This window comes from Vibrio fluvialis (assembly GCF_900460245.1).
Taxonomy (GTDB): Bacteria; Pseudomonadota; Gammaproteobacteria; order Enterobacterales; family Vibrionaceae; genus Vibrio; species Vibrio fluvialis.
On record NZ_UHIP01000002.1, the window covers coordinates 1,442,565 to 1,460,280 of the forward strand.

The 17,716-nt window shown below is 43.1% G+C and carries 15 protein-coding genes; 3 read left to right on the top strand and 12 right to left on the bottom strand.

Annotation, left to right across the window (positions count from 1 at the left end):
• Positions 1-107: 107 nt before the first annotated feature.
• The 6 genes from DYA43_RS21675 to DYA43_RS21705 all read right to left on the bottom strand — a co-directional run bounded on the left by DYA43_RS21675 (position 108) and on the right by DYA43_RS21705 (position 6,830).
• The gene (locus tag DYA43_RS21675; protein WP_172465308.1) at positions 108-1,727 is read right to left on the bottom strand and encodes a sensor domain-containing phosphodiesterase; all 1,620 of its coding nucleotides are present in this window, start codon (positions 1,725-1,727) and stop codon (positions 108-110) included.
• Between the two features lie 165 nt (positions 1,728-1,892).
• Positions 1,893-3,554 carry a methyl-accepting chemotaxis protein gene (locus DYA43_RS21680; RefSeq protein WP_061055663.1) on the bottom strand — a complete coding sequence of 554 codons (1,662 nt, stop codon included), beginning with the start codon at positions 3,552-3,554 and terminating at the stop codon, positions 1,893-1,895.
• A gap of 632 nt (positions 3,555-4,186) precedes the next feature.
• Positions 4,187-4,456 (bottom strand): hypothetical protein, encoded by a 270-nt coding sequence (locus tag DYA43_RS21685; RefSeq protein WP_020433458.1) that lies wholly within the window; start codon positions 4,454-4,456, stop codon positions 4,187-4,189.
• Positions 4,457-4,850: 394 nt separating this feature from the next.
• Positions 4,851-5,618, bottom strand: coding sequence for an EAL domain-containing protein (locus tag DYA43_RS23185; RefSeq protein ID WP_081094702.1), 768 nt, complete (start codon positions 5,616-5,618; stop codon positions 4,851-4,853).
• Positions 5,585-6,595, bottom strand: a complete 1,011-nt coding sequence (locus DYA43_RS23190) for an EAL domain-containing protein (RefSeq protein WP_061055665.1) — start codon at positions 6,593-6,595, stop codon at positions 5,585-5,587. Before DYA43_RS23190 ends, DYA43_RS23185 begins: the two co-directional genes overlap by 34 nt.
• 22 nt (positions 6,596-6,617) lie before the next feature.
• A complete protein-coding gene (locus DYA43_RS21705; protein ID WP_055453625.1) occupies positions 6,618-6,830 on the bottom strand; it encodes a hypothetical protein in 213 nt (70 codons plus the stop codon).
• Between the two features lie 762 nt (positions 6,831-7,592).
• On the opposite strand from DYA43_RS21705, the gene DYA43_RS21710 reads away from it, so the two are divergent.
• Positions 7,593-7,856 (top strand): hypothetical protein, encoded by a 264-nt coding sequence (locus tag DYA43_RS21710; protein WP_020328513.1) that lies wholly within the window; start codon positions 7,593-7,595, stop codon positions 7,854-7,856.
• A gap of 27 nt (positions 7,857-7,883) precedes the next feature.
• Here the strand turns inward: DYA43_RS21710 and DYA43_RS21715 are convergent, their stop codons facing one another.
• On the bottom strand, positions 7,884-8,465 hold the full coding sequence (locus tag DYA43_RS21715; RefSeq protein WP_061055666.1) for a DUF2913 family protein: 582 nt from the start codon (positions 8,463-8,465) through the stop codon (positions 7,884-7,886).
• 601 nt (positions 8,466-9,066) lie between these two features.
• Here DYA43_RS21715 and DYA43_RS21725 point away from each other — a divergent pair.
• Positions 9,067-9,747: a LuxR C-terminal-related transcriptional regulator gene (locus DYA43_RS21725; protein ID WP_202983439.1), complete on the top strand. Its 681-nt coding sequence runs from the start codon at positions 9,067-9,069 to the stop codon at positions 9,745-9,747.
• Between the two features lie 207 nt (positions 9,748-9,954).
• Positions 9,955-10,230 carry a hypothetical protein gene (locus DYA43_RS23195; protein ID WP_061056078.1) on the top strand — a complete coding sequence of 92 codons (276 nt, stop codon included), beginning with the start codon at positions 9,955-9,957 and terminating at the stop codon, positions 10,228-10,230.
• Positions 10,231-10,445: 215 nt separating this feature from the next.
• Here the strand turns inward: DYA43_RS23195 and DYA43_RS21735 are convergent, their stop codons facing one another.
• From DYA43_RS21735 to DYA43_RS21755, 5 genes are all read right to left on the bottom strand, one after another.
• Positions 10,446-10,892, bottom strand: coding sequence for a hypothetical protein (locus DYA43_RS21735; protein ID WP_061055668.1), 447 nt, complete (start codon positions 10,890-10,892; stop codon positions 10,446-10,448).
• 106 nt (positions 10,893-10,998) lie between these two features.
• Positions 10,999-11,676, bottom strand: coding sequence for a respiratory nitrate reductase subunit gamma (narI, locus tag DYA43_RS21740; RefSeq protein WP_061055669.1), 678 nt, complete (start codon positions 11,674-11,676; stop codon positions 10,999-11,001).
• Positions 11,673-12,395, bottom strand: a complete 723-nt coding sequence (gene narJ, locus DYA43_RS21745; RefSeq protein WP_061055670.1) for a nitrate reductase molybdenum cofactor assembly chaperone — start codon at positions 12,393-12,395, stop codon at positions 11,673-11,675. Before narJ ends, narI begins: the two co-directional genes overlap by 4 nt.
• The gene (narH, locus tag DYA43_RS21750) at positions 12,395-13,933 is read right to left on the bottom strand and encodes a nitrate reductase subunit beta (RefSeq protein ID WP_061055671.1); all 1,539 of its coding nucleotides are present in this window, start codon (positions 13,931-13,933) and stop codon (positions 12,395-12,397) included. The genes narJ and narH overlap by 1 nt, the downstream gene beginning before the upstream one ends.
• 2 nt (positions 13,934-13,935) lie before the next feature.
• Positions 13,936-17,700 (bottom strand): nitrate reductase subunit alpha, encoded by a 3,765-nt coding sequence (locus tag DYA43_RS21755; RefSeq protein ID WP_061055672.1) that lies wholly within the window; start codon positions 17,698-17,700, stop codon positions 13,936-13,938.
• Positions 17,701-17,716: the final 16 nt, after the last annotated feature.

Consider the following 17,716-nt stretch of genomic DNA (forward strand, 5'->3'; position numbering starts at 1 on the left):
GAATCTGAGACTTAATGCCTATGAAAATAACATAGTATTGAATAAATATCATGCATTACCGCCCTTTTAATAGTTCTATTTTCGAATCAATTTAAAAATATTGACCTTTAAAGCCAAGTCTCTGCGGGCTCAGGCCGATACAATCCAAAGCCCTGCATAGTATAAACTCCTATCCCTTCCAATAGATTCTCAATGATTTCCGTTTCTACACCTTCAGCTACCAGCTCTATATTCTGGTTTTCGCAATGATGAACTAAGTACTTAATCAGACTTCTGCAAGGATCCGACGTTAATGCGTCTTCAACAAGAGAGCGGTCAAGCTTAATTTGGTGTAATGGAAGCCTAAATAAGCTGGTAATAGAACTATAACCAGCCCCAAAATCATCCAAAGATATCTTGAAACTCTTCGACTTGATCTTCTTCACCATTTCAACGCATGTTTCATCTTGGTCAAGAAAATGAGATTCGGTTATTTCGAGTACAATCCGATCAGAAGCAACGCCTTGTTCATTGGCAATATTACAGAGTATTTCTAGAAAGTCTTTGTCTGCTAATTGAAGTACAGAGACGTTGATATTGACTGATGGTCTGTCGGAATGTGAACGATCGTATCCGGCGACAAATCGACAAGCTTGTTTAATCACTAAGTAACCAAGTTCCGTCATTAAATCAAGCTTTTCCGCCAAAGGAATAAACTCGGCTGGGCTGATTCGGCCTAAAAGTGGGTGATCCCAACGGGCTAAGGCTTCATAACTTCTGATAGTGTTGGTTCTGCGGTCAACAATAGGTTGCAACGCTATATAGATAGATTCGTTTGAAATTGCTTCATTTAAACTATCACTGATCACAAAATAACGGTCCACCGCTGTTCTTACTTTTTCAGTATAAATAGAGACGCCGCCATGGCTATACGCATAATCAATGACTTGCATTAGAATATTGAGTGGCAAGGTTGACTCAAACTCCGATTCATTTATCACTGCGATAGCAACATCACTCTTCGCTATCGAAAATCCGAGATCCTCGCTTTTAAGCAGACCATCAGTCGCCTCATTTGCGATTTGAGTAACCTGTAGACACGGAATTGGGTATGGGCAGCGCAGAGCAAAAACCTCAGGGGATACACGATATAGTTCCACCTCCTCCAACCTAGAATCAAACCAATCAGACAAGGCTGAAACAACTTCCGTCGTGACCCTACCACCCCATTGACGTATGTAGTTGTGCATATTTCTGATCGATACCGCAAATACTACACCTTCTTTGGTACAAGCATTTGTTACTTCAAGCCATTTATGGCGATTGTACAAACCCGTTTCACTATCATGATGTACCATAACTGACAGATAGTCGTTGAAGAGCCTACTTTCAGATACATCTCGGTGGCATCCCACCATGTAAGTTTCGTCGTCGTCTTCAACAATGATCCCGGTTGCCTCTATCCAAAGATATCTCCCCTGGCGAGTAAGCACACGATATTCACTTATAACACGTGTCGTATTACCCTCTTTGTGGGAAATTACGCGTTTGGAGAAACTATCTCTATCGAGTGGGTGGATAAGCTTTATCCAGTCATCAAGCGTGGAATCTTCTACTGGCATTTCAAACTGTTCATAAAATCGGCTATTGTAAAACTGTACCCGATTATCGTACCCCATGTACCAGAGACCATCTTTCGAAGAATCAAAAACATGTATGAGCTTATTTAATAATGTTTTTTGCTTCATACTCTCTTCCATAAATCAAATCCTAACGTCAGTAGATCGCATTAACACAATCTATTCTTTCATAATTATGCATGACATATAAGAGTAATCGGATAAGGGGTTTGAATTTTAAGAGAGGATTGGGGCATTCTCCACTCAAAATGAGAATGCCCAAACAAGAAAAATTTAGGCTTTAAATCGTGCAACTAATTGATAAAGCTCTTTTACTCTATGATCGAGGTTTTGACTTCCATCTCTATTGTCTTCGGCGAGTTTAGCTGAGCGTTCACTTTGCTCAGAGATAACAACAACTCGCTGCGATATCTCTTGTCCAACAACACTTTGCTGACTTGTTGCTGTCGCAATTAATGCATTCATATCTAAAATGTTCTGTACAGAATCTCGAATAAGCTGAAGTGCATCGGTTGCCGAGTTTGCTTGAGAAACAGTATCAACACTGCGCTTCTGACTACGCCCCATAACATCCACCGCATCATCTGAGGCCGCTTTTAACCTCTGGATCATATCGTGGATTTCTCCAGTGCTATCTTGTGTGCGGCTTGCTAGCTTGCGAACTTCGTCCGCAACAACGGCAAAGCCACGTCCTTGGTCACCTGCTCTCGCTGCCTCTATCGCAGCATTTAGCGCTAGAAGATTAGTTTGCTCTGCGATTTCCTGAATTACATCCAGTGATGAGGCGATGTTTTTTACATCTCCTTCTAATCTGGATATCACAATGCTGGCCTGCGCAATCTCTTCAGATAAGCCTGAAACAGAGTTCGCTGTTGCAACAACCACTTTATGCGCCACATTCACATTGTCGTCGGCTGTTCTTGCCGATTCAGCAGCCTGACTAGCATTATTTGAAATTTCTTCTGCTGTAGTTGTCATCTCAGTCATAGCCGTAGCGACTTGCTCTGTTTCTTTCTGCTGGCCAGATGAAAGTTGCGCTGATTCCGAAGCTCGTTGGTTCATAGCAACACTTTCTTCAACTACCTGTTGGCTTACTGTTCTAACCTGCTTGATGAGAACTTGAAGGCTATCAACAAATGTATTGAAGTCCTTACTTAGGTTATTAAATTCAGGAGCCTTAAATGATTCCATACGAGCCGTTAAATCTGCATCTCCGCTGGCAAAAGAGCGAATAGAGTGACTAAAAAGCTCAAGTGGTCTCATAATGCTGCGATTCATGAAATAGGACATGACGATGACAATAAGAGTCACAACGGCACTAATAGATATCAATGTCCATAAGCTTTCTTCTAGCCTATCTGTGGCTCTGTTATCCATATCAACTAACTGTTGTTCTACGTCATCGATATAAAAACCAGCACCAATGACAAGATCCCATTCTGGAAGATAAATCGAGTAACTCAATTTACCGATTGGAGTAGTGCTACCTGGCTTTGGAAAATAGTAAGTTGTGAATTTATCTTCTTTCGCATTGTTGATCAGTTCTTGAATGAAATTGTTTCCTCTTGCATCCTGCATAGAATAGAAATTCTCACCTATGCCGGTTTCACTCTGACCTAATAAAAGCCTGACACCTTTGGTGTCATAACCAAACAAGTACCCAGAACCATCAAATTTAATGTTTCGCAATAGCGAAATCACTTCTTCACGGGGTGCTTGTGCTTGCTTCAACGGTAACAAAACACTATCCGCAATTTCCAAATAGGAGCGAAGTTCTGTTTGCTTCATTTCAAGCATGCTCTTGTGGGCATTGGAAATTTGATCGGCACTCATGCTTTTCGCTTCTGTCATTGCCTCAAACATCAAAGCAACAGACACAATAAGTACTGGCAGGAAGGATAAAATGTAAAGTCGATGTCTAATGCTCATATTCATGGCTAGTCCCTTAAATCTTAGATTTTTTGTTTATGTTAAATGAAAAGCCGACGGACATCAGTGGAGAAAATTGTTTTTTTTTAGATACTCCCCCATTCAAACCATATCACTGGTTTTTCCTATCACAAATCCGATTAGAATGCATAAAGTAACCAAATGTAAAAACCTTTAACTAAAATGGCTTTGGTAGGGCTTCAATATCCCATTTGTTGTTGATAATTTGTCATCAGTAGATGTATTAAATCAATATCTCTAGCATCAACACTTTCTTGAGGATATCCTAATACCCCCCTCATTAGCTAAATCTATGATTAAAATGTTCAAGTTGTTAATGTCTCAGAAAGTATTTAGATGATACCAGACTATGCAGTGCGACATAATGACCGAGAAATTCAAGCAAACATACACACATGTAGATAGAGCTTTGAATGCAATCGATATACTAGATTCGTTAACTTGTAAACACGATGGGCCTCTGTACAAGAAGATAAGCGAGTTTTCATTCCTGTACTACCTCATCTGTTACTGTTTCTCACGTTAAACATCAAGAAAACTGATCCCATCGGAAGGAATAAAATAATTGCTTAGGAATGTATTAGTTTTGTAGTCGTCCAGTTCAACTATCTGATAGGTCATATTCTCTTTTCTATATCTACGATTAATGCATCAGCAATATGCTCAGCCGTAAACGCGAAGATATTCAGCTCTGACGTTGCCAGCATCCCTTCAACCGGTCGCTCGAGATGAAAAACCATATCCCAGTATTGATAGTCAATCCAAAGCTTGAGCCAATCATTCGTCAACTGTAAGCGAGCGCAGACCGGCTTATCGTCACTGAGACGAGTCTGCATATCGTCAATCGTCGCGATGATGAACTGTCTGGTATCGTCACAAATGAGCATCACACTCTTTCTCCATTCTAAATCGTGAGTGGTAGAAAAAGAGTAGTCAACGAACCGAAGAATTGCTTATGGCCTGTGAGGGCCTATTTGCTCAACGTTATTTTTAACACTCCTCAGGTGGAGTTCTCATTTAGGAGAGCGGCTATGTGGCAGGTTCACTGCTATCGGCGTTTCTGCAAAGTACGCAGTACTGCGAATCACCATACAATCGACGCGCAAACACCAAGGCCATCGTCCCTGATGGGAATACGCCCAAATAGATTCGGCTTTCAACTTTCGCCTGCAGAGCGCAGCCCAATCGGTGAACCTCATGGTGCCCTTGCGAATTCACACATTTATTTACGTAATATCGATTCATCCCTGACTTCCAGCACAACGCAAACGAAAGACAACGCTACAATTTTAGCCGCTTTAAGAGATAGTGTGTAATGTCCGTTTCCGTCACCAAGCCTTTATAGCGATTATCGGTGACCAAGACGATGGGCAGAGAAAGCGCGCTCTCTTTGAGTAACGGGAGCACATCTGTAAGCAGTGCCTGTGCGTCCATGATGGTCAACTGCGTGTTCATCATACTGGCGACCGGCTTATTCCAGATGCCCGCTTCTTTCATGGTTTCATGTTCAGTTCCCATGGCCGGAGTCAGATGAAGATTGAGCTGAGCTTTGTCCACCAATCCGACACATTCCCCTTTGTTGATAACGGGGATCACATTAATGGCGTCGGGTTTTAAGTATTCGTTAGCCAGGATGAGCGGCTCACCGGGGTCTAAACGAGGCAGGCTTTTGCTGGCAATATTGAGTAAGGTGATGGCTTCTTCATCCGCATCCGAGCTATCCGTCAGGCCATCGGCATGCAGTTGTCGAAGTATTGTCTCAAGCTGTTTCTCTGCCTCCTGCAGGTCGCCATAATCAACCGGCTTAGCAAACAGGTACCCTTGCATATAGTCCACCCCCAGGTAAGACAGCAAACGGGCTTCGTCCGGCGTTTCGATACCTTCAGCAATCACCTCAACGTTCAGGCGGTGGCATAGTCTGACCAACAGCTTAATGACCTGGTAGTATTCCCCCCGCTCATGGCTGCGTTCAATCAGCTCGCGGCTGACTCTGAGGTACTGAAATTGCCCCTGGCTCAATAAGTCAGCCAGTCGGAATCCCTCGGACAAGTCGTCCAGCGCAAACTGTACGCCCCGCTGACGAAACTCCGGGAGTAGCGTTGAGACATCGAGCGTGCCGCTGGGCTTTTGACTTCATTCATGTCGATGACAATGTGCCGTGGCTCGACTTGCTCCTGCTTCGCAAGCAGTACCATGCATTCCAGAACTTCGGACAAACTCTGTTGGGTATTCGGTGAAAGGTTGAGATTCAGGAAACGGCCGGACTTTTTCAGCCACGGCGCGCACTGGGAAAACGCGTTCTGGTAAGTCAGTAAATCCAACTCTGAGATGAGATTTAAATCCTCAGCCAGCCCAATCAGTTCCGTGGTTGTTGCGTTAAGCGCCGCGTCCAGGTTAAAACGGCACAGCGCCTCATAACCTGCCACCGCCCAGTCCTGACAACGTATGATGGGCTGATACTGAACGCCTATCGCGCCTTTCTCGATGGCATCTCGTACAAGGTCCTCTAACAGCACGTAACGCTTAATCGTCAGTTGCAAATCGGTATCGTAGAACTGAATACGGCTTTTGTGTCCGGCTTGCTGAGCCAATGTCGCCTGAGAGGCATGCACGACGGCCCTTTTCATGGAATGGGTGTCCTTCCCCAACACCGACACACCGACTTTCCCGGAAATTAAAAACCGATACATGCGCTCATCGGCCTGCTTCACTTCAGAAAAGAAATGACGAATGCTGAAATGAATCGCGCGGGCCTGGTTCTGGCTAATGCATATCGGTTCGCACACGTAGACCAACAGGAAACTCTGATTCAGATTCCCGACCACCTGAGCACTTTTCACGGTTTGCATGACTTTGTGGAAAACGTCAAACGCTCTGGGATCCAGACTGGCGGGCTTGATGGCAAGCACCAGCGAGATGTTCTGATATCGTGCGGTGTGCATTTTGGACTCCGCCGCCGAGATAAAGGCAGCCTGGCCCATGGTGCGTGACGATTCGGATTGAGTTGACGTTGATACGGGGGCCATCAGTGACTCCTTCGTTCTGCTCTCAGCCGCAAACTTCCATCGCGAGCTGGTGACGTAAAATTCGGACTTGTCGCTCTGCCGAGAGTTTCAAACTCCACGCCAGTTCGTACACTTCCTGAGAAACCTGACCTTGAAGATAACGGTGCTGCGTATGGTTATAGCTGGCTTCGAGCAGTGCCAGGCGTTCGCAGGCAGCATGGTATCGGTCCCAACTGTCAGCATGGCTGTGCATCATGGTTCACCTCTTACATCCATGTCGGTCGTGAGTGGTTATGCATGACTGTAAACGAACGGCATTCTGTTCGTAAATCAATTTTGGAAGAATGGCGAGAGAACTGTGCGCTTGGTCATTGAAAAAAAGAGCCGCCAAACGGCGGCTGCTTTGAGGTTTTATCAATCGTGGTAGTGAATAGAGGTTGGGTAGGGCCTCTATTCCCTCAGTATAGGCAAACGTGCATGACACGATGAACGGAGATGCGGAAATGTGACTCATGTCCTAATGACTCTGGTGATACAAACCGCGCGGAACATGGGTTCGTTAATTGGTTCAACGGCGATAGTACCAACTTAAGTTGCAGTCAGGATTAAATTGGCAGCCTTGCCACACCGCATCGCACCTTTGAGTCAGTTCGCGCAACAACCGATTCGCGCCGGACAGGCTAACGCTCCCGGACATCCCACAAAGCTGGCATTGCTGGATAAAGTCTCTCGTGCAAAAAGCCGCGGGATACCGAGTGTCAGGCGCAACCAGCGCCTGAATAACCAGCAGCGCTTCATGGTAGACTCTTTCTTTCATCTCAAATCTCTCACATTGCATGAGCACTTTTTAAAAACCCACCGCAACGTTGGCCGTAATACTGAGGTGGACAATAGAGGCAGGATACCCACTTAAGGGTAGTTCGAGAGGACCTACTTGTCAGTTTTACAATCATGGCGTTGATTATTCTGCAACTTTGTTTTAGTACAGGACATTCACTGAACAACCCCAGAGAAGCGCATGATTGTTAACTTTTATGAAGTGGCGCCCGATGGCTCGCTATCTATCCGAAATCGAATTACGTCTGTCGACAATACCACTCCGCTATTGCCGAAACTGGATGAAACGGTTTTCTTCAAGGCACCCAGCGCTGGGTGTTATCGGGTGGCCAATATCGTCCATATTGTCGAACAACCCTCAGATGAGCCCACTTTTGCTCGACTCTCGGAAGTCGATGTTCATTTGGTGAAAATTGAAGATATTTCACCAGACTATGCGATTTAGCCTGAAGACGTTTTTGCGCCTTTAGCGTCAACCTCTCAAAGGATGCAGCAACAGATGAAGCTGCTGAGTGTCAGCGTTCCATTCCTTGGTTTCCGCAATAAAGCCACCATGTTCATTCACCACAGACTCAAGTCGGTGCGCTTGGTCCGATTGAAGCAACATCGACAGCGGTGCCACTTGCTGCTTGTGGTCGTTGAAGCCGTGTTGGATTTGCTCTTCCAGCATATAGAGGATGTCCGGACTCGGTTCTTGTCCTTCAAGAAAGACTTCGGACTCTACTCCCAACCTCTCATTCAGATACAACAATAAAGCATGCAACTTAGCCATATCGGTCGTGTTCGCCATAGTCATGCTGTCATGTAGGCTTAAAAGCTTGGCTTCTAAATTCCCGTTAGAGCTGCGCCCTAACTGAATCATGGCTTTGATGTCCTTTTTGAACTGATGACCGTGCCGCGCGTTCAACTTGTGCTTGAGATAACGAACCAATATGTCGTTTCGCTTTGAGACAGGCACAAACCGAGGTGTCGCGGAGACTTCCATAAAAAGATGAAGCAATGCATGGCACACTAACGCTGCCAGTTGTGAGTAGTAATCGCTATCGTGTTTCATACGCGTTCGTAAGAGCCAAAGAAGCCCTCATTTAACCCCCTTTTACTCGCAATAACAATGCACCATGCCGCTGGCTTTCAGACCGCGTGACGTGACGGCTGCTCTCACTCTTTGTCCTGAAGCTGATAAGCATAATGTGGCGTATTGTTATTTCTAATACTAAAGTTAAGGTATACAGCGACTATGTGAAGATTCGCGATGAACACAAAGAATCAGTTGGCCCCGACCTTCAGCCTCGATGGTCTTCAGTACCATTTCTCTCTGAGGGGTGAAACCATACTCTCCATCGACAGCAACGCTATCAGTTACGAGCAAGCGGAAGACATCTACATTGCTCTTCTTAAAGCCATGGAGATATCGTTAACGCAGTATTGTCCTAATTTGGACCGCGCCTTTCAAAGGGAGTGTCGGGCGAGTTTAACGTGCGATTAAGGCCGTGAATGCCATAACCAGGCGATGACAACACGGACGCCCCCTCTTTCCATGGGTGAGTGTTTTATTGCTACGTTGACGGTTATCACAATTCGCCACATCCCTCTTGAGACACAAAATCATCGCGGTAGAGTAATAGACAACGTATTGCCTATATCGAAAGGTACCCATGAACTATCCAGGCATCCAGAACGCCCTGCTTTTTTCAGAAGAAAGCCTTACGTCGACCATGCTCAAAGAAACTCTGGGGCGAAACCTTCCTTTGTCGGTTGAATTACAACGTTTCAGCCAGTTGAGCATCGAGAAAAGTACCTGCGCAAAATACATTTTTATTGATTTTGCCCACATTACGGATGAGTTCGAGAACAACTACTACAACATCAAATATCAGATAGGCTTACACGCCAAAGAAATACTGATTAACTGCCCGAGAGACATCAGCGTGGCGTACTTATTCAAGTGGCCCAATTTGTATGGGGTGTTTTATGCCGATGACTATATTGACAAGATTTTGCAAGGCACCCATAAAATCATGCAAGGTGAAATGTGGCTGTCCAGGCAACTCTCTCAGGACTATATCCTACATTTTCGCAGCAATATCCCTGTGCTCTCCAGCCGAATGCTAGGTGCCGTGCTGACCAAACGTGAGCATGAGGTCGTTAAATTATTAGTGAAAGGACAAACGAACCCTGAAATCGCTGAGCATTTTGGCGTAAGTCTGAATACCGTAAAATCCCATCTGCATAATCTCTTCAAAAAAATCAACGCGAAGAACCGGGTTCAGGCCGTCATTTGGGCAAAAGATAGCCTGGGTTTAGACGCAAAACCAAACGACATAAAAGCCGAATAAGTGTTCAATGTTCCTTAAAGATAAGTGCTGTTTATCGCATTCACCCACTGTGTGCCATTCCTTATATTTTTTTGTTTAATAAAACACACCAGTATTTAACCAACCAAAATATAAAAAATTTAATGATTTTTTTGCAATTTTTAACTCTTTAGGGCAACTGAAATTTGTATGTTTATTGTTGATAATATCTTCTCGAGAGGTAATCTTATGAGAAAAAAACCAGACAGAATAACAGCGATGCAGCAGATAATTGACGCTGTTAAAGATGAGTTCCCCCTATACAATGAGGATACATTTAAATGTGGCACAGACAATAGTTGTATCGGTTGTCCTAAAAAGTTAATGGAGCTTGTCGATTCAGAATTATCATATTGGCAGCACCAGTTGAACCGAGGAATTTCGCCTACATTTGACGAAATATATTCACTTGGAAAAATGTGTAAAAATGTAAGACGTGCTCTTATCCGAAACAAACGAATATAGAGTTATTGTTTATAATTTCTGAGATATTTGATTTTATTTTTTAGGTATATATGAGTAACAAGCCTGTCTCTTCATATGGGTAGGCTGTTGCCATGCCTCAAAAATTTCCTTGTCCGTAATTTTTCCTCTGAAAAACCGCCTATATTTCCCACACGTTTCCATTCGCACTCTCTCATAAAATATATTTTAAATTATAACCTTTAAATATTAAAGAACTAATAAATAATATGAACTTTATTTTTCCCATGTCTTTCTATATCATTAATAAATTTATCCATCCTATCAAAACAGTATACTCTCAACTTACTTTTGTAAGGAAATAGAACAATACTTATAATCTTTCTTTTGGACTTATAAATTTTAATTCTTGATAAATCAGCCCATGGAAACTTAAAAACTTTATTTCTTACTCGATAAACCACTCCATTTTTGTCTATGACAAGAACAGTGTTTTTTAAAAAGTAAACATTTATTACAGCAATAACAACCGCAATCAAAAATACAATAATGGAAAATATTTTAACTTGATAAATTAATTCTTCACTCATGTCAAGGTTAGCGAATTGTGAAGTTAGATAAATCAAAAAAGGCCAGAAAAATGCGATAAAAAATGACTCTAATATTTTATGTAAAATGTATTTTCTTGAAACATGGTAAACCATATATCTTCCTTTAACTTTAAATCCATAATAAAATTACTTTAAAATACGTTACAGAACAAAGTGAGCACTTAATAAAGGCATGCAGTACTCACTTCGCTTACTAGTATTACCTTCTACTTCTTACTATTTGGTAACGTCTTGAAATGTATTCAAATGGGACGCTCCAAATATGAACCAATCTACAGAATGGAAAAATAAGGAATATCGTCATTCCTAATATCATATGAATGCGAAATATAAAACTCACGCCATCTAAGTTGCTTGCTGCACCAGATTGAAATGTCACGACATCTTGCGCCCAACCAACTAACTTCATCATTTCACTGCCATCCAAGTGTTGTGCAGAAAAAGGAATCGTCAAGACACCTAGGCATGCTTGAATGACAAGGAGTGTAAGAATGAGGATGTCAGCAAAAGATGATGTTGCACGCACTCGAACATTAGTCAGACGTCGTCTCAGTAACATTGCTCCTCCTACGATGGTCATAATGCCAAAAATGCCACCAGCGATCATCGCAATTAACTGTTTGGCGGCTAATGACAGAAATGATTCATAGACCCAGTGAGGCGTTAACATGCCAAAGAAATGCCCGAGAAATATGCCTATGATACCAACATGAAATAACCCCGAAGCTAATCGCATATTGGTATTGTCTAGAATTTGGCTAGACCCTGCACGCCAGGTGTATTGGCCATAGTCATACCTTATCCAACTACCGATCAAGAATACGGAACCAGCGATGTAGGGATAGATATTAAAAAAGAAACCATTTAAAAAACTCATTGCTGAACTCCATTAATATCACTAATGTTTAAATACTGCGGTGAAACATTATTTACAAATCGTCTTTGATGCTGATGTTGCAACGCAGAATTGCATCCTTCTTCACCTAAAAATCGGATTTGTTCTTCTTCCCAAATGGCATCTAAGGCTTCTGGTGTATAGTCCTCATCTTCATTAGATACTTGTTGATGCAAAGCTTCAGTGTCTACATTCCCTTCCGATAACTCCAACAATATTTTAAATAGATCAAAATAGTAACTGTCTCTTTGTTTTAACCGTTCAGTAATAATTGCTAAAATCGGAGCAATATTTTTCAGTCCTTCCTTGGCATGTTTTTCATTCAATTGAGACACATATTCTAGATATCTAGGTAAATAGTCAGGAAGTTCACCACCGCTAAGATGCAACCCAACTTTTTCATATTGGCTCATCAAATCAATCATTGCTTGACCTCTATCTCTTGATTCTCCATGGACATGTTCAAATAAGAGAAGAGATAGTGACCGTCCTCGATCAAATAAATCAACATAATTAGATTGTGCATCCATTAGCTCCAAATCTAAAATTCTATTAATAAATTTAACGAGTATTTTCTTTTGATCTATATTTAATTCTTCGCAATGTTTTACGATGCCAATCAATTCATGTGGAAAATCCCAAGTATCACAGTTCGGATAATCCAATAAGGCCGCAATTAATCTGAGAGATTTCAGTTCCATTACTTGTCTCCTATCGTCTTAGCGGTAATGTCTATAGAATTGATACGCTGACTATTGAATAGATTGATTCGAGTATCATCACCACCATGGCATCCGTTACCAAAACTGAATCCACAACTTTTAGCTTCAGGAAAGGCTTCACGCGCCAGTTCTCGATGACTTGAAGGAATGACAAATCGGTCTTCGTAATTTGCAATTGCCAAATAGCGATACATCTCTTCAGCTTGTTGTGCTGTCAACCCAGCCTGTTCCAATGCACTAATGTCTGTTTGCCCATCAACCGTTTCAGCGCGTTTGTAATGCCGCATCGCAAGCATTCTTTTTAATGCTCGTAGCACAGGAGCGGTATCTCCCGCAGTCAGAAGATTTGCAAGGTATTGCACAGGGATTCTTAAACTCTCAATGTCTGGAAGAACGCCATTATTACCCAGATATCCAGCATCTGCCGCAGACTGAATTGGTGACAAAGGTGGTACATACCAAACCATTGGCATGGTGCGATACTCTGGATGCAAAGGCAGCGCAAGTTTCCAGTCAATCGCCATTTTATACACAGGTGATTTCTGCGCGGCCTCTAGTACATTTTCCGTAATACCTTGTTTGAAGGCCTCTTCTATAACTTCAGGATCATTCGGGTCTAAGAATATATCTAGCTGGTTTTGGTAAAGATCCGTCGTACTTTCTGCGGACGCCGCCTGCTCAATCTTATCTGCATCGTATAGAATCACACCTAAGTAGCGAATACGCCCTACACAGGTTTCTGAACACACAGTAGGCTGACCAGACTCGATTCTTGGGTAACAGAAGATACATTTTTCCGATTTGCCGCTCTTCCAGTTGAAGTAAATCTTTTTGTATGGGCATCCTGTCAAACACATCCTCCATCCACGACATTTGTCTTGGTCAATCAATACGATACCGTCTTCTTCCCGCTTGTATATTGCACCACTTGGGCAAGTCGCCACACAAGCTGGATTTAAACAGTGCTCGCATAAACGAGGTAAATACATCATGAACGTATTTTCAAACTGACCATACATCTCTTTTTGCATGTCATTGAAATTCTGATCAGCAGAGCGTTTTGAGAATTCTCCCCCCAGAATTTCTTCCCAGTTTGGCCCTTTTTCCACTTTGTCCATCCGCTGACCAGTGATCAGAGAACGAGGACGAGCAATCGGTTGATGCTTACTTTGTGGTGCATTTTGGAGATACTCGTAATCAAAAGTGAACGGTTCATAGTAATCATCTATGGTCGGCATATCTGGGTTATTGAACAGTTTCGCCATAACGCCAATTTTATTGCCCATTTTTGGCTCGAGCTTTCCTTTAATATTTCGAATCCATCCTCCCTTCCACTTATCTTGGTTTTCCCAATCACTTGGATACCCTGTACCAGGTTTACTCTCGACATTATTAAACCACGCGTATTCCATGCCTTCGCGACTAGTCCAAACGTTTTTACAGGTGACTGAACAGGTATGACATCCGATGCATTTATCAAGGTTCAATACCATGCCGACTTGTGAACGAATTTTCATACTTATTTATCTCCCACTAAACCACTGTACATATTCGGTGCTTGTGTATAGTCGTTGTTTTCGCCATCTAGCCATTTGACTTCCTTCATTCGACGAACAACAACAAATTCATCTCTGTTCGAACCTACTGTTCCGTAGTAGTTAAAGCCATAAGCCTGATGCACATAGCCGCCGATCATATGAGTAGGTTTTGGACATACCCTAGTGACAGAGTTATGTATCCCACCTCGTTGTCCAGTAATCTCACCACCTGGCAAGTTAACAAGGCGCTCTTGTGCGTGGTACATCATGACCATCCCTTCAGGCACACGTTGACTGACCACAGCCCGCGCCGTTAATGAGCCATTCGAGTTAAATGCTTCGATCCAGTCGTTATCTTCAATACCAAGATCTTTTGCATCTATTTCACTCATCCACACAATTGGGCCACCACGTGATAATGTCAGCATCAGCAAGTTTTCGCTGTACGTAGAGTGAATTCCCCACTTTTGGTGTGGCGTAATCCAGTTCAACGCTTTCTCTTTGTTGCCATTGCCCTTCTTGCCCATAATGTCGTGAACAGTACGAGTATTAATAGGTGGGCGATAAGCAATTAAACTCTCACCAAAATCTCTCATCCATTGGTGATCTTGATATAACTGTTGACGCCCTGTTACTGTTCGCCACGGTATCAATTCATGGACATTGGTATAACCAGCGTTGTAGGACACATGTTCATCTTCCAACCCAGACCATGTTGGACTCGATATGATTTTTCGTGGTTGTGCTTGAATATCTCTAAAGCGAATTTTTTCTTCTTCTTTATTGATGGCCAAGTGTCGGTGCTCGCGCCCTGTAAATTCACTTAATGCATCCCATGCTTTTACTGCCACTTGCCCGTTCGTTTCTGGCGCTAGGGCCAAGATCACTTCTGCTGCATCAATGGCTGATTCAATTTTGGCGAGTCCTTTTGCGGCTCCTTCATGATGGACATAATTGAGTTTTTTAAGTAGCTCAACTTCACTGTCGGTATTCCAGTTGATTCCTTTACCACCATTACCTTGACTACTTAATAGAGGCCCTAGAGAAGTGAATCGTGCATAGGTATTAGGATAATCACGTTCCACGGCCATAATATGTGGCGCAGTTTTACCAGGGATCAACTCGCATTCGCCAAGTTTCCAATCTTTAACATCAAATGCCTGCGCTATTTCCGCTGGAGAATCATGCTGTATAGGTAAAGTAACAATATCGGTTTCTTTACCCAAATGGCCTTCACAAAGACTCGAAAATGCTTTGGTAATGCCTTTGTAGATTTCCCAGTCAGACTTTGCTTCCCATGCTGGATCAACCGCTGCCGATAGAGGATGAATAAATGGATGCATATCCGACGTGTTCATATCATCTTTTTCGTACCACGTTGCGGTTGGAAGAACGATATCCGAGAATAAACACGTGCTCGACATACGAAAATCTAGCGTCACAACGAGGTCAAGCTTGCCTTGTGTTGGTTGATCACTCCATTCCACTTCACTCGGTTTTGTTGCACTAAACTCGCCCAGATCTTTACCTTGAATACCATGCTCGGTTCCGAGTAAATATTTGAGCATGTATTCGTGACCTTTGCCCGACGAGCCAAGTAAGTTCGAACGCCATATAAACATATTTCGTGGATAGTGTTTTTCAGGTTGTTCTGATGCGAAACGAATCTCGCCTTCTTTCAACGCATTCACAACGTAATCAGTTGCTGACTGTCCTGAGCTTTGTGCCTGTTTGGCAATATTCAACGGGTTTACGTTAAGTTGTGGTGACGAAGGTAACCATCCCATTCGCTCTGCTTTAACGTTCATATCGATCAAGTGTTCGCTGTAGCGCGTTTTATCCGCTACTGGAGACAATAATTCATCGACTTTTAACTTCTCATATCGCCATTGACTTGAATGGTTGTAGAAGAAAGATGTGCCATTCATATGACGAGGAGGCTTCTGCCAATCTAATCCAAACGCTAGAGGTTGCCATCCTGTCTGAGGACGAAGTTTTTCTTGTCCGACATAATGCGCCCAACCACCGCCACTTTGCCCAACACAGCCACAGAAGATCAACATGTTGATCAAACCGCGATAGTTCATATCCATGTGGTACCAGTGGTTCAAGCCTGCACCGACAATAATCATCGAACGCCCGCGAGTTTTCTCTGCATTATCCGCAAACTCAGTTGCAATTCGAATGATCTCTTCGGCTGAAACTCCTGTGATTTTTTCAGCCCATGCAGGAGAATAGGCTTTGAGTTCGGAATACTCTGCTGCACAACTCGGATCACTTAATCCACGTTTTACACCATAATTCGCGAGTGTCAGATCATATACGGTTGTGACAAATGTTTCGGTTCCGTCTTCCAAAGTAATACGTTTGGCTGGCAGCTTGCGATTAATGAGGTCTGATAGTGGCACATGAGTAAAGTGTTCGTGCTCTAAACCACCAAAATAGGGGAAAGCAACATCAACGGTGTCATCCGCATCTTTTATCCCTAATTGCAACTTCACATTATCCTGGCCATCTCCCGCTAGCTGCTCAAGATTCCACTTACCTTTTTCTCCCCAACGAAAACCAGCAGAACCATTAGGTGCAACGAATTCCCCATCGACTTCGTTAATAGCGATGGTTTTCCATTCAGGATTGTTGGACTCTCCGAGGTTATTCACTAGCTCTGATGCACGTAAAAACTGACCTGCACTGTAGCTACCGTCAGCTCTAGGCTCCAACTTCACCAACATCGGCATATCTGAGTATTGCCGCAAGTAGTTTTGGAAGTATTCGGACTGACGTTTAACATGAAATTCTTTAAGAATTACATGACCCATTGCGAGTGCTACAGCACTGTCCGTACCTTGTTTTGGGTTAAGCCAATGATCGCAGAGTTTTGCAACTTCAGCGTAATCAGGTGTAATTGCGACTGTTTTCGTCCCTTTATAACGGACCTCGGTAAAGAAGTGCGCATCAGGAGTGCGGGTTTGAGGGATGTTAGAACCCCAAGCAATAATGTATGAAGAATTGTACCAATCTGCTGATTCAGGAACGTCTGTTTGCTCCCCCCACGTCATCGGAGATGCTGGTGGTAAATCACAATACCAATCATAAAAACTCAAACAGGAACCACCAATAAGAGACAAGTATCTCGCACCAGCGGCGTAAGACACCATAGACATAGCTGGAATTGGGGAGAAACCCACCACGCGATCTGGTCCATGTTCTTTTATGGTGTATATATTAGATGCGGCAATAATTTCGTTAACTTCAGCCCAAGAACTACGTACAAATCCGCCTCGTCCTCGCGCTGTTTTATAAGCAGTCGTCGATTCAGAGTTAGTGACAATAGATTCCCATGCATCGATAGGATCTGCAAAGCGGCGTTTTGCTTCACGCCAAAGCTTTAATAGCGGCTTACGTACCATTGGGTACTTGAGACGATTCGCACTATATAAGTACCAAGAGTAACTCGCCCCTCGCGGACATCCTCTCGGCTCATGATTAGGAAGATCTGGACGTGTTCTAGGATAATCTGTTTGTTGAGTTTCCCATGTCACCAACCCATTTTTAACATAAATTTTCCAACTACAAGATCCAGTGCAGTTTACGCCGTGAGTAGAGCGCACAATTTTATCATGCTGCCAACGCGTCCTGTATCCATCTTCCCAATCACGATTTGTATTAAGTGTTTGTCCGTGATCACCAGAAAACGAATCTCCGACTTGTTTAAAGTATCGAAATCGATCCAAAAACTTGCTCATTCAGTGTTTCTCCTAT

Excerpts from the sequence above, each read along its gene's own strand:
- DYA43_RS21675 (WP_172465308.1), bottom strand. The coding sequence starts at position 1,727 with ATGAAGCAAAAAACATTATTAAATAAGCTCATACATGTTTTTGATTCT.
- DYA43_RS21680 (WP_061055663.1), bottom strand. The coding sequence starts at position 3,554 with ATGAATATGAGCATTAGACATCGACTTTACATTTTATCCTTCCTGCCA.
- DYA43_RS21685 (WP_020433458.1), bottom strand. The coding sequence starts at position 4,456 with ATGCTCATTTGTGACGATACCAGACAGTTCATCATCGCGACGATTGAC.
- DYA43_RS23190 (WP_061055665.1), bottom strand. The coding sequence starts at position 6,595 with ATGGCCCCCGTATCAACGTCAACTCAATCCGAATCGTCACGCACCATG.
- DYA43_RS21705 (WP_055453625.1), bottom strand. The coding sequence starts at position 6,830 with ATGATGCACAGCCATGCTGACAGTTGGGACCGATACCATGCTGCCTGC.
- DYA43_RS21710 (WP_020328513.1), top strand. The coding sequence starts at position 7,593 with ATGATTGTTAACTTTTATGAAGTGGCGCCCGATGGCTCGCTATCTATC.
- DYA43_RS21715 (WP_061055666.1), bottom strand. The coding sequence starts at position 8,465 with ATGAAACACGATAGCGATTACTACTCACAACTGGCAGCGTTAGTGTGC.
- DYA43_RS21725 (WP_202983439.1), top strand. The coding sequence starts at position 9,067 with ATGAACTATCCAGGCATCCAGAACGCCCTGCTTTTTTCAGAAGAAAGC.
- DYA43_RS23195 (WP_061056078.1), top strand. The coding sequence starts at position 9,955 with ATGAGAAAAAAACCAGACAGAATAACAGCGATGCAGCAGATAATTGAC.
- DYA43_RS21735 (WP_061055668.1), bottom strand. The coding sequence starts at position 10,892 with ATGGTTTACCATGTTTCAAGAAAATACATTTTACATAAAATATTAGAG.
- narI (WP_061055669.1), bottom strand. The coding sequence starts at position 11,676 with ATGAGTTTTTTAAATGGTTTCTTTTTTAATATCTATCCCTACATCGCT.
- narJ (WP_061055670.1), bottom strand. The coding sequence starts at position 12,395 with ATGGAACTGAAATCTCTCAGATTAATTGCGGCCTTATTGGATTATCCG.
- narH (WP_061055671.1), bottom strand. The coding sequence starts at position 13,933 with ATGAAAATTCGTTCACAAGTCGGCATGGTATTGAACCTTGATAAATGC.
- DYA43_RS21755 (WP_061055672.1), bottom strand. The coding sequence starts at position 17,700 with ATGAGCAAGTTTTTGGATCGATTTCGATACTTTAAACAAGTCGGAGAT.